We start from the raw sequence: 15,057 nt of genomic DNA on the forward strand, positions 1-15,057 counted from the left end.
TATAATTGGTAATTTAATCCTTTTACTTTGGATGCCCACTTAATCTAGTAATTTTATTAATACTTCTATATTCTTTCATAGTCATTTTTCTTCTATTTATTTTTTCCACTATACATATTCGGAGGAGTACAAAGTTTTATGGGGGTCAAAAAATATTTTTATAAAAAAATACATATTTATTTCAAAAATAAAAACCATCAATTTGAAAAAGGGTAATCAAATTGATGTTTTTCTTATAGTATCTATTAAATTAAGTTGGATTCTCATCATATCTAAAAAAAGTACTAGCTATCCTCTGCCGCTTTTCTCCACTTTTATCTTTCTTGGTTATCATAATATGTCTTATCTGCGTATTTTCTATCATTTCCTTTTAGATAAGCTAAAATTACTTTTGGATTTTTAAATAAAGTCCAGTCTCCATATGTATCAAATCTTCTGCATGAAGTTATCATTCCATTTTTAATAGTACCGAATTTCTTATTATTTTTCTTTCCCCACTCTTTTAAACGTTTTGCGAAATCTGCATCTTCTGCCATAAGCATGTTTTCATTAAATCCATTGATTGCCATAAAGTCTTTTCTATAGCACCAAAAAATCCCTACAGATATAGCTCCGTACTTAAAAAGTAAAGGGATTATGATTAACATTGCGGAGAGAAATATTCCTAAAGATATTCTTTCAAACTTCCCATTCACCCCACCACCAATGTATTTACCTGAAGCTAAATATTTATCTACATTAAACAACATAGACTCTGTCATTATCGTATCAGCGTCTATAGTAACGATTATTTCTCCACTGGCTATTTTAGCCCCTGCATTTCGAATTTTAGATAAGTTTTTATCGTTATTTTTCAATGTAATACAATTATAAGATTTTGCTATTTCCTCTGTTTTATCTGTACAACGATTTAAAACAACTATAACTTCCGTTTGCTCTTTATATGCCTCTGATGCCTTTGCAATTGAATCTAAACATTTTCTAATGTACTTTTCTTCATTATGCGCAGGAATTATAATAGAAAACTTCACATCTTTTTTCAAATTAACTCCTAAAGATTCGTTTGTCTCAGTCATAATATTCCCCCCTTATTTTATAAGGTAAATATCTGTTATACATAACGTATATTAAAATTCAATAAATTATATGATAGGAACTGTAGGTAAACTATTACTTGAGTATTAAAAAACAAAAACGTTATTCTTTCTAAATAAGCAAAATTACTAGAAAGAATAACGTTTTTTATTAGTTACATTAATATTTTATTCGTTGCTTTATTTCTTCAAAACGAGCATGTATAATTTTTCTGATATCTGGATGATTCTTATATAAAGTAACAGTATACATGATGGAAGATGCAAGAATAGTAGACCATATTAACCAACCTCCAGCATGAGAAAGAACTTTAATTATTTCACTCTTAAATTCTTCCTGTCCGTCATGAAATGTATAGCTGAGTAGTTACCTTATTTTAAAAAAAACATTCTGATTATTTCTTTTTCACTTCTTCTACAAATTCCCATGTCTCTCCGTTATCTTTTGATTGATAAAGTGCACTACTATCGCCATTGTAGTCTCCATCTGCCCCTTGTCCAACTAACATATTAAAAACCCCATCTTTCTCATATGGCATACTAGGAGAATCAAAAGGACTTATTGTGGACTGTGTATGATCTAATTTCACTTCATGCGGCGGATATTCTACCTTTTTGAAAGATACTCCCCCATCATCTGTGCGATATAACTCTCCTTCATTACCAGAAGGCCTAATTGCTCCTAAAAACCCAAGTTTATCATTTATAAAAATGATTCCTGATACACTACCAATCCCCCCATTAAATGGGTCTGGATTGATAACCTCCCATGTTTTCCCTTCATCACTAGTCTTGCTTAATGAATAAAAGGCGCTCCCTAATGCTTTATCTGTCATATTTAGTTTATAACCAACTTCTTTCGATAGGAAAAACTGTTCTTTTTCATTCTTTAAATCTTGTTGTTCCTTCTCTTTAAGCATATCTTCTTTTGGAGGCGTCTTTGATTTACTCCAACTTGCGTCACTTATTAAATTATATCTAGCAGGGACCAGCTCTTTCTCTTTTCCAGGGACAAATATAGATACAGTATATCCAATGATATCAGAAGCTGCTTCTTTAACACTCTGCCTCTTACCATCCTCAGTAATATTAATAATTCCCTCTGTATTGGATCCCCAATTTCTTTTTCCATAATAAATCAACCCATACTTACTTTCATTCCATTTTTTGACCGTTTGCTTAACTGGGATCGCCTTAACCGTTTTAATTAAAGGTTCTACTAATTTATCATCATTATAATCAGGCTTTGCATATCCATCTCGTATTATAGTAATATCTTCTGATTTCTTCTTATTATAAGAGATTAAATAAGTTTCTTCTTTCCCATCAACATTTTTCCCATAAACAAATGTATCAAACGCTGTGATTGTTCCATCTGAATGAAATGTAAGATCAAAATCAGTTGCCATATACAATTTCTTTGGCAAAGGATATTTTTTATTGATATCTTCAAAAATACCTTCTACTCCAGATTTATATATATTATTATGTTTAAGTTTAACTGACCTTTCATGTTTTAACTTTTCTATAAACCATGCCAATTTGCCATTGTAATTTATTGCACTTTTATAAATCTGCATCCCATAAAATGATGTAATTGCAACAATAATGATAATAGAAATGGATCTCCATGCTATTGAATTTGTTAATTTTTTAGATTCATATTCTCTATTTTTTATCACCCGCATTGTAGTAAATGTAGTTATGGATATAAAAAGTACTATACATAATAACAAAATGTAAATATTATAATTCATTCTTCCGTACTGACAGTATAAGGCCAACTCATAACAAAAAATCCCGTATACAATTATTAGTATTGGATTTGTTACTAATGACAGAAGTATCCTTTTTGTATTTTCTCTAAATATAGAAACCACTCCTAATTATATGAATTACTGATATTAAGTATACTTTATGAATATTCACCATTCTTATCATTGGATTTATACACATTCAAATAATATTTTCCTTGTTTCGCTACGAGTTTTCCCTTTATAGTATTTCCTTCATCTTTACCACAAGCTACGTAATTTTACATGTCTGATTCATGATAAAGTACCCATGTCATCCCAATATTTTGTTCATTTATCACAGAAATAACTACTTCTTTCAGAACTATAACATCAAACGTTTAAACATCTGTCTGATCAGGAGTAATCAGATTCCCTTTTACAAGCGTATTGGAAGTCCTTCTCCTCTTCGAGGGATCCACCTGTTTGCAGTTCTTGTTTTACAGTAACTTTTGTTTGTTTTTTACTTTCTTTTCTTTTCCTCTACTATCTTCCACTGTTAGTTCCACATTATATGTTCCTTTTTCTCCATATACGTGGGTAGGATTCGCTTCTGTACTTGTTGTACCATCACTATAAAATTTATTTTCTTCATTAAAAAGCATTTTTAATTTTTTTATATACTCTTACTGTCGACGTTCAAAAGCTAAACGTACTGCAAGACCTGTCAATACGCTTGCCATAAGCCAACGCTGCACTCGCAGCCACGTTGGACGTGTGCCAAACCATTTCGCAATTTTACTTGCTGTACATACAATTAGAAGGTTAACTATAAAGCTAACAGTGATTTGCGTAAGGCCCAAAACTGCACCTTGAAAAAGCAACGATCCCTTCTCTGGATCTTCAAATTGAGGTAAAAGTGATACATACAAAATAGCAATCTTTGGATTCAGAAGATTAGTCATGAGTCCCATTAAAAATAATTTCCGTGGTGGTTCATTAGAAATCGTACGAGGTTCCATAATAGATATAGCACCCGGTTTAATCGAATTCCAAGCTAGCCAGAGTAAGTAAGCAGCACCTGCCCACTTTACTGCCTCATATACAGCGGGAACCGCAAGGAATAGAACTGTAAGTCCAAACATAGTTGCGATTATATAGATTACAAATCCGAGCATGATGCCCAATAAAGAAATAAATCCCGCCATACGTCCCTGCGTAATGGAACGGGAAATGAGATAAATCATATTAGGCCCAAGTGAACAAACCATGCTAAGCGAAACAATTGCAAAAGCTATCAAGGTACTCAAGCTGACCATAAACCTTCCCCCTTTATGTTACATAAAATTTCCTATTATACATTTTATCATGATTGGGGAGAGAAAAAATTAATATAAACCGATGCAGCTAAGTAATATTATCGGATCGAATGTAGTGTAATCACATATTTCTCATTCTCTTAAGTAAGGACTAAAAATAACCTATCCATAGAGCTACTAAAACCACTACGAATAAAGCAAAGCAACATGTAATATTTCGAATCCACTTTTGTATATCACCAAAATACCTTTCTATAAATATAGCATTGATAGTAAGCATAAGAAATAAAACAATGTAAGTAAAAGCACCCAATTTATCGTTAAACTTCTCATTTGTAAATGTACTTACATGAAGGAATAGAAAAACAAACGTTACTATGAATAGCTCAAATAGCCTTTTTTTATTCACCCCACCACCACCTTACAGTAATTCCCTTTCATTCGATTTTATCAGAACATACTGTGTAGCAGCACATGAATATTATATTCATGTTAAAAAGGCCAACAATCCAAGATTGTTAGCCTCTACTCCCCATATTCGTACCTTTTATCACTTTACTTCCTAACAACTGGAATCCACATTTCACCAAACACTAAGCGGTTTCTTTTCCCCATCTCAACCGTTGTATTTGGTCCACCAACATAAGCAAACTCATTTGCATCTGGTAAAGCTTGACCGAAGGCGATGCCAGTCAACTTATTACTTAACTCTTCAGCTGTTTTGTCTTCCCCTTTTACTACTAAGTATTCTCCCCTCGGAAACTGAATCACTCTAGATTCTTCTTCTATTTGTGCTTCTGTCATGACACCCGCATAATACATCATTTTGTTATTCACCGCTTCGCTCACAGAAAAAATGTATTCATTTGTCGCTAAAGCTTTTAAAGTGTCCAGCCTTCCATCTTCTTTAACAGCCGACCAAAAGTCTTCCTTTTCTTTATTTATTCCAGCAAAGTCTGTGTACTCACTCTTAATTTCAGTTCCAATACCTAACACAATAAAGCTATCTTTTTCTTCTATAGTATAATTTTTCATATACAAAACCTGCCTCTTTTTTTATTAATCAAACGATTTATCTTTTCATCTGATACGTTTATAATATCTTTAAACCATGTCAAAAAATGATACTGTTTAGGAGACCAAAATGAAAAAAGTTGAACGGATTAATACAATTATGCGATATATTAACAACCGCTCTCACTTTACAATTTCTGAAATCATACGAGAATTTAACATATCACGATCGACAGCTATTAGAGACATTAGAGAAATTGAAGCTATGGGAATGCCACTTGTCGCTGAAGTTGGGAGAACGGGTGGATATTTTGTTATGCATAATTCTATCCTGCCCGTTGTTCGCTTTACTGATAATGAAGTGAAAGCTCTTTTTATTGCCTTTATGGCTACGAGGAATCAACAACTTCCCTACCTAAAGAGTCGTCAATCTTTAGCCGAAAAACTACTAGGACTCATCTCAGAAACCCAGCAGGATGACCTTGTTCTTTTAAATCAACTCTTGCTGTTCCAAGGAACTAATCCTTATAATCCCGATCTACTTGAGCTTTCTGATCTCCCCCATCCTATGTTAGAAAAACTCATTCAAATCCTTCTTTTGGATAACCATTTATTGATTACCATTAAAAAAGATGAAGAAATTAAGTCTTATCCAATTTATCTATTACACCTTTATCAAGAAAAAAGCCATTGGATTATTGAAGGATTTGACTTAAAAGAAGAAAAGAAGTTAATGTTTCCTGTCGATGATCTCATCAATATCGAACCATACACGACGAATAAAAGGCTCAATAAGAAAAAGATTTTAGAAAAACTAAGTAAGAAGGCTGAAGCAATTAACCTTGTACTTGAACTTGGTCCGACAGCAATTGCCCAGTTCAAAAAATACCATCCTTTAAAAATTTCAATATCTTATACTAATCCTTACCAATCCACAGCCATTTTAAAAACTTTTATTAATGTTAACAATCCCGATGAAGTGACGGAAATAATAAACTGGCTGCTTTTTCTAGGGAAGGATATTAAAATCAAAGAAATACCCGATGAAGTATTAGCAGATTTACAAAAACGAGTGTGCTTATACATTCCATAAGCAGTGAGCCTCAAATATTAAGCTTTATCACTGGACAATTATTCTATTTTTAAATACCATTTCATTTACTACAATGAGAGCATGATAAATAATAAAAGCACGGAAAATCTCCCGTGCTTTTCTAAATATATATTATTCCTGAAGGTTTCGTTTATCTCGTTTCTTACCCTAACTGACGTTTAAATGCTTTACTGGCGAAAAAGTAAGAGATGACCATTATACCTACGCACCAAGCGAGCGCAATCCAAATATCGTTTCCAACAGTTCCTTCATATAAAAGAGCACGAATCGCATTCACGATTGAAGTTACAGGCTGATTCTCTGCAAACGCACGAACAATTTTTGGCATCGTTTCGGTAGGCACAAAGGCCGAACTAATAAATGGAAGAAAAACTAGCGGGTACGAGTAAGCAGTCGCCCCTTCCATAGACCTCGCTTTCAATCCTGGAATGATAGCTAGCCATGTTAGCGCCAGCGTAAACATCCCAAGTATCCCAGCTACCGCGAGCCAATCTAGAATATTAGCACTGGAACGGAAACCCATTAAGAGTGCAACAAGAATAACCACCACGATAGTAAGTACATTAGCAACCAGAGAGGTTAGAACGTGAGCCCACAATATCGATGAGCGCTTAATAGGCATCGTAATGAAACGTGCCATCAGCCCACTCTTTACATCCGTAAAGAGTCGCACGGAAGTGTAAGCTACACCGGATGCGATAGCCATTAGCAAAATTCCCGGCAATAAATAATTAACGTAGTTTTCCGTTCCAGTTTTTATTGCGCCGCCAAACACGTAGACAAATAATAGCATCATCATAATCGGTGTAATCGCTACTGTAATAATTGTATCCGGACTGCGCATAATGTTACGCATTAAACGATCTAGTAATACACCTGTTTTACTTTTCATTTACACCTCCTCCTTTTTGCCAATGATCGCAAGGAATATTTCTTCCAATGTCGGTTGCTTCTCGATATACTCCACTTTTGCTGGCGGGAACATCTCTTTTAGTTCAGCAAGAGTACCTGTCGTAATAATTTTTCCGCCATGCAAAATAGCGATACGGTCTGCCAGTTGTTCTGCTTCCTCCAAGTACTGAGTCGTAAGCAAAATAGTTGTACCACTATCAGCAAGTTCCTTGACTGTATCCCACACTTCAATCCGCGCTTCAGGATCGAGTCCAGTCGTTGGTTCGTCAAGAAAAATAACTGCTGGCGCCCCAATCAAACTCATCGCGATATCAAGCCGGCGCTTCATCCCACCTGAATACTGATCTGCCCTTTGGTTTGCCGCATCAGTCAGGCTAAATCTTGCAAGTAGATTGTCAGCAACTTGAGCGAGATTGGAAACACCACGTAGCCTAGCAATCATTATCAAGTTTTCCCTCCCAGTCAGCATACCGTCTAAAGCTGCGAACTGCCCTGTCAAACTGATACTTTGACGAACATGATTTGGTTGACGTTGTACATCAAATCCGCAAATACTTACTTCACCGCCATCTTGCTTCATTAGCGTCGAAAGGATGTTGACCGTTGTCGTCTTTCCCGCTCCATTTGAGCCTAGCAGCGCGAAAATTTCTCCACGCTGCACCTCAAAATCTATCCCTTTTAAAACTTCCTTGTCTTTAAAGGATTTTTTCAAGCCTTTTATAGAAATCGCTGCATTACTCATACTTTTTTCCTCCCTATAAAAATGTTTTGCGGAGATAATTTATTTACCTCTATCTATTTAGTACCACTGATATTCTGTACCACTTAGTACCAAGCTAAAAATATAACTGAATAGCTATGGTGGCAATTCATATGTGTAACCAGCTAATCAGTCGGTATTACTTATTCCATTTATTTTTTTCTCAATTTCTTCATAATACTTTCATTCAAATCTTCACGATACTTGGAGACGTAAGTTTTAGCATTTGCCACTAGTTCGTCAGCAAAGGAAGCCACGTCATCCCCAGTAATGTCAAGCACTTGTCTTCCTTCTGCTGCACCAGCTTCAAACAAATCGATTAATTCATACTGTATGTGTAACATATCCATCCCGTTACCCGCTGAGAAATTCCACATGTAGTTTTGAATTTTCTTAAATACAAATTGGTAGTCCTCTGGCAGAGCCTCAACTCGTGCCATCATCATTTTGTACTCTTTTTTATCACCAATTAACTTTTTGAACATTTCTAACATCTTATTTTCCTCCTTTTTTATAAAACCGAACAAGAAATTCCCAAAGTATCGGCCGGAACGTTTTATCTTATGAACCTATTTTGACTTCAAGACGTTAATTTTTGACGATACAAAATCCCATTTTTTCCAAAACAATTCAAGCTCTTGGCGGCCCTCTTCATTTAATGAATAAAACTTACGAGGCGGTCCCATATCTGATGGTTTCTTTTCAATATTCACAAGCTTTTTCTTCTCTAATCGTACAAGGATGGTATACACCGTACCTTCCACAACTTCGGTAAACCCAAGATCATTCAGATGGCGGGTAATCTCATAGCCATACGTTTCACGGCGACTGATGATTTCCAGTACACACCCTTCCAGTGAACCTTTTAGCATTTCAGTTAAATTTTCCATGTCCTGATCCTCCTTTACCCCCTATTCTGTCTGACTTATATTCAGTATCACAGAGTACTAAGGCGAATTTTTTACTGAATAGCTTTTGAGTAAAACCACACTATTCAGTATTACTTATTACAACTACATTGTATGACTAAGTAGTTGTGGATGTCAACTTTATTTTCAAAAAAATTAAAAATCCGCTTTACCCTAACCGGATACAGCCTCCTTTTTTGTTGTAAGGGCCATCAAACTAGTAAAACAGAGCTGATTCAAAGTGTAATTTAAATCAGCTCTGCTTTATTGTTTTCATACCGTTATATCTTGTTTTTTCACGATACAAATTGTTTCTCCCTACCATTCCCATTGCATATAAAGCATAAAGGCAAGTGCGGTCAGAGAAAATTCCCAGAGATTATCCGTACATGATACGAGCCTCCAAAATACAATTCTATTAGAAATCTGTTCTCTATATTCTCTTTTATTTTATTTCTGATAGTTGATTAGCAACACTATCTAAAAATTTTTCTACCTTTTCTTTTGATGTATCCGGCGCATGATAACCGATCGTAAATGTAAGCCTTCCATTATAAGAGCTTGCTCCCATTGAAAAGAATGGTGCATACATAATAGGTGATGTCATATACCCGTCCTCAGCTTGAATTTCACCAAACTGAATAGGTTCCTCAGCGATTACTCCCAAATTTGTCAGTAATGGCAACGCCATCCCCATCTGTACAGCCTGTTCATATTGCTGATTATACATTTCCTTCACTGTAGATAGCTTCATTTCTGCCAGTAACTCCATTCCTGCTGCTGAAGAAAGACCTGGATTTTGAGACTTTATTTTATCCATTGATTGTTTAACTCGAACAAGAGTCTGCTTAAATGTTTCATCGTCTTCCATTTTAATCACTGGCATTTCCATACCGGATAAGTTGCAAATAGCACCAGTTGTATTATTAGGCAGATATCGACGTAAATCAATTGTCAAGCCAATCATTTTTTCTGCAGTGCGAGGTTCTGCATACACAGTGAAATGTGATAAAGCTCGGAAGTATGCAGTCATGATTACATCATTCAAGGTAGCCTGTTGAGCTTTTGTCCATTGGGTTAAACGTAGAGTTTGCTCATGGCTCAATCGCCGTACGGACATTTGGGGAAATTTATTTTTGTTAGGTTGAGATGGAAAAGACCATAACGATGCCTGTTGTTCTTGGTTAGGACGATACGCACTTTTTATGTCCGATATTCCAGCGTATTTGAATACATGTGATTGATCTCGACAACTCTCATTTCCCTCATCAAATTCCTTTATAATTTGCTTCTTAGACCGTCCCAATGAAAGGTGAGTATATATCATTCCAAGCAATTTAATATATTCCTTGACTCCTGCACCATCTGAACATAGATGAGACAATTTCACAACTAACATATCTGTTGTAGTGCCCCGTAATAATTTCGTTTGAACCATAGGCCCCTGAATACGATCACCAGGTTCCTTAATAAAATCTATTGCCATTATTTCAAGTTCTTGATTATTTCCTTCTGCAAAAAAGCAAATAGATGAGTTAGTGTCAGATGAATGTTCCTCCCAGTAAGGAATATCATTTTCTACAAACCGGCTGTTCAAAACTGGTTGCAATTGCAACGTTATCCTTACTGATTCTTCAAGTATTTCCTTGGATATACCTACAGGAAAATAAAGAACTGCATTAATTTGTTGATCTGCAGAATAAAGACCTAATACATAATTCATTCGATCTTGTGGTGTTACTGAATACTTTCTTTTCTCCATAATTCCGTCCCCCTTTAGGACTTTTTGTATAACCCTATTTTCCATATGCTTATAATTTTTCTAGTCATTTTTCTTCAAGAGCTAATAACGCTTATTTTTCGAATTTTTAACGAAATCATCTTCTCCGTATTGGTTGCATTCTTTTTGCAGGTGATATATTCATTATTTTATTGTTATTAACACTGCCTAACCTCACAATAAAACCAAACAAGAATAAATTAAGTTTACATATACGTAAACATTTTATTATAACGTCTATAAATTATCAATATAGCAAATAAATCATTTTTATGTCTGTCAATAAAAAATAATATATTCAAGGGCCACTTCATCATATAAGATTGATGTGCATGTAAATGTACCCATATCACTTTCAAAATAAGAATGAGAATTTTTTCAACAAAATAAGCTGCAGTTATTGATTTTACAGTAAGAAAAGCCCCTCCATTTTGAAAATGCGCAATCAAAATGAGTAGGGCTATTTCCAATTTAAATTTTATAAAAGAATGATTATCATAAATAATATTTTACTTTTTAGTCTACCTTATTATTTTCAATCCATTTTCCTAATAAATGAATGGATTTTATCCATATAATTTGAGGTGGTATCGTTGGTTTTTAAAAATAGAAAGCTTATTTTCAAATCAAATGAAAAAGAGGTAAAATTATAGATATTCATGTAGAAATTTCGTTTTGGGGATACTTAAAATCTTAAGGTGATGGGCATGTGGTGTTACACTTTAAAAGCTTTATAAAATTTATAGATATAGCGATTTTCTTTATTAATAATCATTTGTATGTACGTTTACTCACACACATACAAATGATTTATAAAGCTACAATTAAGTGAAAACATCTTTTCCGTTACGATAACATCATAGCCATGTCTTCTGCTGCATTTGTAATTAGTTTTAAACCAAATGTTTCTTGTAATACATCAAGCACGCCAGGTGAAATAAATTCAGGAGCCTTTGGACCGATGCGAATATCTTGAATCCCAAGACTAAATAGCCCGAGTAAAATGGCAACCGCTTTTTGTTCAAACCATGATAGCACAATACTTACTGGCAATTCATTCACTTCACATTGGAAAGCATCAGCTAATGCAGCCGCTATTTTCACTGTAGAAATGGAATTATTACACTGTCCTAAATCAATGTAACGCGGAATTTCCGTACCAGGTACAACACCGTAATCCACATCATTAAAGCGGAATTTCCCGCAAGAAGTTGTTAAAATAACCGTTTCTTGCGGAAGCGACGTTGCTAATTCACGATAATATTCTCCGCCTTTTCCCGGTGCATCACAACCGGCGATAACAAAGAAACGCTTTATTTTCCCTTCTTTTACTGCATCAATAATTTCTGGAGCTAATGACAATACTGTATTATGATGAAAGCCTGTCACTAACTGTTCATCTGACTCCATATGTACTTCTGGAAGTTCTAGCGCTTTTTGAATCAATGGTGTAAAATCATCATTTTCAATTTTTTGTACACCTTCTAAACCTGCAATGTCATATGAAAAGAATCGATCAGAGTACGATCCTTTAATTGGCATAACACAGTTTGTTGTAGCTAATATGGCAACAGTAAATTTTTCAAAAAGGCGTCTTTGATCATACCATGCCTTACCGATGTTTCCTTTTAAATGTTTATATTTTTTCAGCTGCGGATATCCGTGTGCTGGTAGCATTTCAGAATGTGTATAAATATTAATGCCTTTTCCTTCTGTTTGCTTTAATAATTCTTCTAGTGCAAATAAATTATGCCCCGTAACTACAATTGCTTTACCTTCTACACGATTTTGTGTAATTTGTACAGGCTCTGGCACACCAAAATGATTCGTATGTGCCTCATCTAATAATTCCATCACCCGTAAAGCTGATTTCCCCACTTTCATAGCCATATCAATATGCTCTTGTTCGTTAAAGTTAGAATTTGTTAATGTCATATATAAAGCTTCTTGTGTTGTAGCATCTACAAATGCATCCGTATATCCTAGCTGAGCAGCATGTGTGCGATAAGCTGCAATTCCTTTTAGCCCAAACACAATCGTATCTTGTAAACTCGCAATCGTTTCATTCTTGCCGCACACACCCATTACTTTACATCCGCCTGCTGGCGTTTGTTCACATTGATAACAAAACATATCATCCCACCCTCTCCCAATCATTCATTACACCTTAAGCATAATACCCATTGAAAAAAAGTGATGTGATATCAATCACAATAATATATAAAGATTTGTGACAGTTCATATTGTTGACATAATATTTTTATTGACACTAAAAAATATGCATTAGTGTACACACATCTTTCGATACTTTTAAATAGCTAATTAATTTGGAGAAATATATACAACGAAAAAAATTTTTGAATCCCATGTACAAATAGTTGCAATTCATCACATATGAAATAGATATAAAAATACGCTCTTCTTTCTATCATTCAATAGAAAGAAGAGCGCATTTGTCATTTTAAGGAACTATCATTTTTTATTAAAGTCTTTATTGTAAACCTTTTTATTTACAATACATTTACATTATCTTAACATTACTTACATTATTTATATGATATATTTATATAGAAGCTACTTAAGAAATTTCATATACATTTTATCTTTATGATCTCTTATCTAATCAATAAAAAGATCATGTTATATTTTTATAACAGGGGTGAATTACGATGACTGAAACTTTAAAAACACTTATAATGCTTGATGCTACTTATGTTGTTATAGCAATTATGACAGTACTAGTATTTGTATACTTGGAATTAAAATCTCAGTAATATATGCTGGCGTAATCAACAGATTCAGCATTTAAATATAGTTAGAAGAAAGAGAGGAGAAAATTATTTCTCCTCTCTTTTGTATTTCTACAATTTCTTATTTTAATAAATCCAATGTATGTAAAAGTAATCCCCTGTCTCCTACTTCTCCATGACCAGGTACTACCGAATTTATATTTCTATATCGCTTCAGCACATTCTCAATCGATGTGGACCATTCATTTACATAAGCATCCGCAACGTTTCCTAAATCTTTCGCGGACGTAGATTTCACTAAACAGCCTCCAACTAAAATATTGTATTGCGGTAACCATACGACAATATTATCTTCTGTATGCCCTTTCCCTGGATAAAATGTTTCTACTTTCATATTTCCAAACTTCAAATTTGTAACGGTTTGTAAATCTCCAAGTGGCTCTTCATATCCACTTTTCTTTGCTAGTTCTGCAGTTAATGCTGTACTATGCGCTTTAATGCCTCTTTCTTTCAACGTTTTTATTCCGCCAATTCGATCAGCGTGCGCATGTGTAATAATGACATCCGTTACGCGCTTCTGAAATTTCTTTTCTACCATTTCTATTAGTTCCTTCGTTAATTTGTCATCCCAAGAAGAATCCACAAGTACTAACCCTTTAGAAGTATTAAGAACTAGACCGTTCGAAGGAACTGCTTCTCCATTAAAAGAACCTAACTCCGTATGAACCCATACATTCTTGTTTAACTGAGATATTGAAATGGTTCCCGTCTCATTTTTTATTACTGTTTTCTCTACCTTTTGTGATGCTTGTACAGAAGAAATTGTGCTAACAAATTGAATTGTTCCTAGTAAACCTACACATAATCCTACTTTTAACAACGTATTCTTTTTCATGTTATCAACCCTTTCTTTCAAGCTAAATAGTTATTACCTATATTAGACAATTTATCTCAAATGTTTGTTCCATATAATTGGACACTTTATTATCGCCGCTTATGTAAATACACGCATGGTGCAGTAAAAAAGATCACCCAAATGGATGATCTTTTTTATAATTTATCAACATATTGCTTCGCTTCTAGTAAGGAAAAACCAAAAGCTTCTCTTACTCTCTTAACTGCTGTAACTTTTTTTCCTTCTTCTACAAGCTGGCGTAGTTCTTTATTAATTTCAGGTTCTCTTTCTACAATTCCCATTTCTTTCGTAATTAATTGTAATCTATCTTCAATTCTCTTTAAACGCGCATCATTTTTCTTTTCAATTCTAGCTAATTTTTCAGCGATATAAATGAAACCAAAGGCTAATATTAGTATAACCATCCAGAATTCCATAAGTGTTCCCCCTTACTAACTTTCATTTGTTTTATTTCACTAACTTATGTAAATTTTACCACAGGACACATTTACTGTAAAATACCACTATATCAAACTGTTAATAAAACCTATTATTTTAGGGGGACACTTTATGAAAAGATTTTTAAATACGTTACTTCAATTTGTAGTTCTTTCAATCGTGCTACATTTATTATTTGATATAGTTGGTTGGCTTGTTCTCAATGCACCAATTAAAAACAAACAAATCATCATTTCTTTAATAACAATCTCATGGGTTATGTACATGTACCGAGACAAATTTTTTCAAAAGTTCACTTCAAACTAACTAAAAAAGAAAA

At 34.1% G+C, this 15,057-nt stretch carries 15 protein-coding genes and 2 pseudogenes; 2 read left to right on the plus strand and 15 right to left on the minus strand.

Features of this window, described 5'->3' with window-relative positions; translation table 11 throughout:
* Positions 1–314: 314 nt before the first annotated feature.
* The 7 genes and pseudogenes from NST27_RS16695 to NST27_RS16725 form a co-directional block, all read right to left on the minus strand.
* Complete coding sequence (locus NST27_RS16695; RefSeq protein WP_000140998.1) at positions 315–1,076, minus strand: glycosyltransferase; 762 nt, start codon at positions 1,074–1,076, stop codon at positions 315–317.
* Between the two features lie 178 nt (positions 1,077–1,254).
* Positions 1,255–1,449, minus strand: a pseudogene (locus NST27_RS16700) (hypothetical protein); the annotation flags it as partial.
* A gap of 40 nt (positions 1,450–1,489) precedes the next feature.
* Entirely contained in the window at positions 1,490–2,974 is a 1,485-nt protein-coding gene (locus NST27_RS16705) for a WD40/YVTN/BNR-like repeat-containing protein (protein ID WP_080008944.1), read from the minus strand.
* 35 nt (positions 2,975–3,009) lie between these two features.
* Positions 3,010–3,465, minus strand: a pseudogene (locus NST27_RS16710) (PKD domain-containing protein); the annotation flags it as partial.
* Between the two features lie 48 nt (positions 3,466–3,513).
* Positions 3,514–4,146, minus strand: a complete 633-nt coding sequence (locus tag NST27_RS16715) for a LysE family translocator (protein ID WP_000254102.1) — start codon at positions 4,144–4,146, stop codon at positions 3,514–3,516.
* Positions 4,147–4,297: 151 nt separating this feature from the next.
* Positions 4,298–4,555 (minus strand): DUF3963 domain-containing protein, encoded by a 258-nt coding sequence (locus tag NST27_RS16720; protein WP_001036206.1) that lies wholly within the window; start codon positions 4,553–4,555, stop codon positions 4,298–4,300.
* A 146-nt stretch (positions 4,556–4,701) separates the two neighbouring features.
* Entirely contained in the window at positions 4,702–5,181 is a 480-nt protein-coding gene (locus tag NST27_RS16725; protein WP_000801039.1) for a GyrI-like domain-containing protein, read from the minus strand.
* 109 nt (positions 5,182–5,290) lie between these two features.
* On the opposite strand from NST27_RS16725, the gene NST27_RS16730 reads away from it, so the two are divergent.
* Complete coding sequence (locus tag NST27_RS16730) at positions 5,291–6,253, plus strand: helix-turn-helix transcriptional regulator (RefSeq protein ID WP_000755062.1); 963 nt, start codon at positions 5,291–5,293, stop codon at positions 6,251–6,253.
* A gap of 163 nt (positions 6,254–6,416) precedes the next feature.
* On the opposite strand, the gene NST27_RS16735 is transcribed toward NST27_RS16730, so the two are convergent.
* From NST27_RS16735 to NST27_RS16770, 8 genes are all read right to left on the minus strand, one after another.
* The gene (locus NST27_RS16735; RefSeq protein ID WP_000837792.1) at positions 6,417–7,166 is read right to left on the minus strand and encodes an ABC transporter permease; all 750 of its coding nucleotides are present in this window, start codon (positions 7,164–7,166) and stop codon (positions 6,417–6,419) included.
* Positions 7,167–7,928: an ABC transporter ATP-binding protein gene (locus tag NST27_RS16740; RefSeq protein WP_000063309.1), complete on the minus strand. Its 762-nt coding sequence runs from the start codon at positions 7,926–7,928 to the stop codon at positions 7,167–7,169.
* 170 nt (positions 7,929–8,098) lie between these two features.
* Positions 8,099–8,440 carry a DUF1048 domain-containing protein gene (locus NST27_RS16745; protein WP_000891986.1) on the minus strand — a complete coding sequence of 114 codons (342 nt, stop codon included), beginning with the start codon at positions 8,438–8,440 and terminating at the stop codon, positions 8,099–8,101.
* 75 nt (positions 8,441–8,515) lie between these two features.
* Complete coding sequence (locus NST27_RS16750) at positions 8,516–8,836, minus strand: PadR family transcriptional regulator (protein ID WP_000429488.1); 321 nt, start codon at positions 8,834–8,836, stop codon at positions 8,516–8,518.
* Positions 8,837–9,299: 463 nt separating this feature from the next.
* The gene (locus tag NST27_RS16755) at positions 9,300–10,616 is read right to left on the minus strand and encodes a condensation domain-containing protein (RefSeq protein ID WP_000415482.1); all 1,317 of its coding nucleotides are present in this window, start codon (positions 10,614–10,616) and stop codon (positions 9,300–9,302) included.
* An 864-nt stretch (positions 10,617–11,480) separates the two neighbouring features.
* Positions 11,481–12,767: a hydroxylamine reductase gene (gene hcp, locus NST27_RS16760; RefSeq protein WP_047386580.1), complete on the minus strand. Its 1,287-nt coding sequence runs from the start codon at positions 12,765–12,767 to the stop codon at positions 11,481–11,483.
* A gap of 738 nt (positions 12,768–13,505) precedes the next feature.
* Positions 13,506–14,279 (minus strand): BcII family subclass B1 metallo-beta-lactamase, encoded by a 774-nt coding sequence (gene bla2 / locus NST27_RS16765; RefSeq protein WP_000742472.1) that lies wholly within the window; start codon positions 14,277–14,279, stop codon positions 13,506–13,508.
* Between the two features lie 155 nt (positions 14,280–14,434).
* Positions 14,435–14,716: a hypothetical protein gene (locus NST27_RS16770; protein WP_000397713.1), complete on the minus strand. Its 282-nt coding sequence runs from the start codon at positions 14,714–14,716 to the stop codon at positions 14,435–14,437.
* A gap of 133 nt (positions 14,717–14,849) precedes the next feature.
* Between NST27_RS16770 and NST27_RS16775 the strand changes: the two genes are divergently transcribed.
* On the plus strand, positions 14,850–15,044 hold the full coding sequence (locus NST27_RS16775; protein ID WP_000819663.1) for a hypothetical protein: 195 nt from the start codon (positions 14,850–14,852) through the stop codon (positions 15,042–15,044).
* Positions 15,045–15,057: the final 13 nt, after the last annotated feature.

Source organism: Bacillus sp. FSL W8-0770 (genome assembly GCF_038008705.1).
In the GTDB taxonomy this organism is placed as follows: Bacteria; Bacillota; Bacilli; order Bacillales; family Bacillaceae_G; genus Bacillus_A; species Bacillus_A cereus.

Coding starts and splice junctions, on each gene's coding strand:
- hcp (WP_047386580.1), bottom strand. CDS start 12,767: ATGTTTTGTTATCAATGTGAACAAACGCCAGCAGGCGGATGTAAAGTA.
- NST27_RS16695 (WP_000140998.1), bottom strand. CDS start 1,076: ATGACTGAGACAAACGAATCTTTAGGAGTTAATTTGAAAAAAGATGTG.
- NST27_RS16755 (WP_000415482.1), bottom strand. CDS start 10,616: ATGGAGAAAAGAAAGTATTCAGTAACACCACAAGATCGAATGAATTAT.
- NST27_RS16745 (WP_000891986.1), bottom strand. CDS start 8,440: ATGTTAGAAATGTTCAAAAAGTTAATTGGTGATAAAAAAGAGTACAAA.
- NST27_RS16750 (WP_000429488.1), bottom strand. CDS start 8,836: ATGGAAAATTTAACTGAAATGCTAAAAGGTTCACTGGAAGGGTGTGTA.
- NST27_RS16730 (WP_000755062.1), top strand. CDS start 5,291: ATGAAAAAAGTTGAACGGATTAATACAATTATGCGATATATTAACAAC.
- NST27_RS16770 (WP_000397713.1), bottom strand. CDS start 14,716: ATGGAATTCTGGATGGTTATACTAATATTAGCCTTTGGTTTCATTTAT.
- bla2 (WP_000742472.1), bottom strand. CDS start 14,279: ATGAAAAAGAATACGTTGTTAAAAGTAGGATTATGTGTAGGTTTACTA.
- NST27_RS16725 (WP_000801039.1), bottom strand. CDS start 5,181: ATGAAAAATTATACTATAGAAGAAAAAGATAGCTTTATTGTGTTAGGT.
- NST27_RS16775 (WP_000819663.1), top strand. CDS start 14,850: ATGAAAAGATTTTTAAATACGTTACTTCAATTTGTAGTTCTTTCAATC.
- NST27_RS16715 (WP_000254102.1), bottom strand. CDS start 4,146: ATGGTCAGCTTGAGTACCTTGATAGCTTTTGCAATTGTTTCGCTTAGC.
- NST27_RS16735 (WP_000837792.1), bottom strand. CDS start 7,166: ATGAAAAGTAAAACAGGTGTATTACTAGATCGTTTAATGCGTAACATT.
- NST27_RS16740 (WP_000063309.1), bottom strand. CDS start 7,928: ATGAGTAATGCAGCGATTTCTATAAAAGGCTTGAAAAAATCCTTTAAA.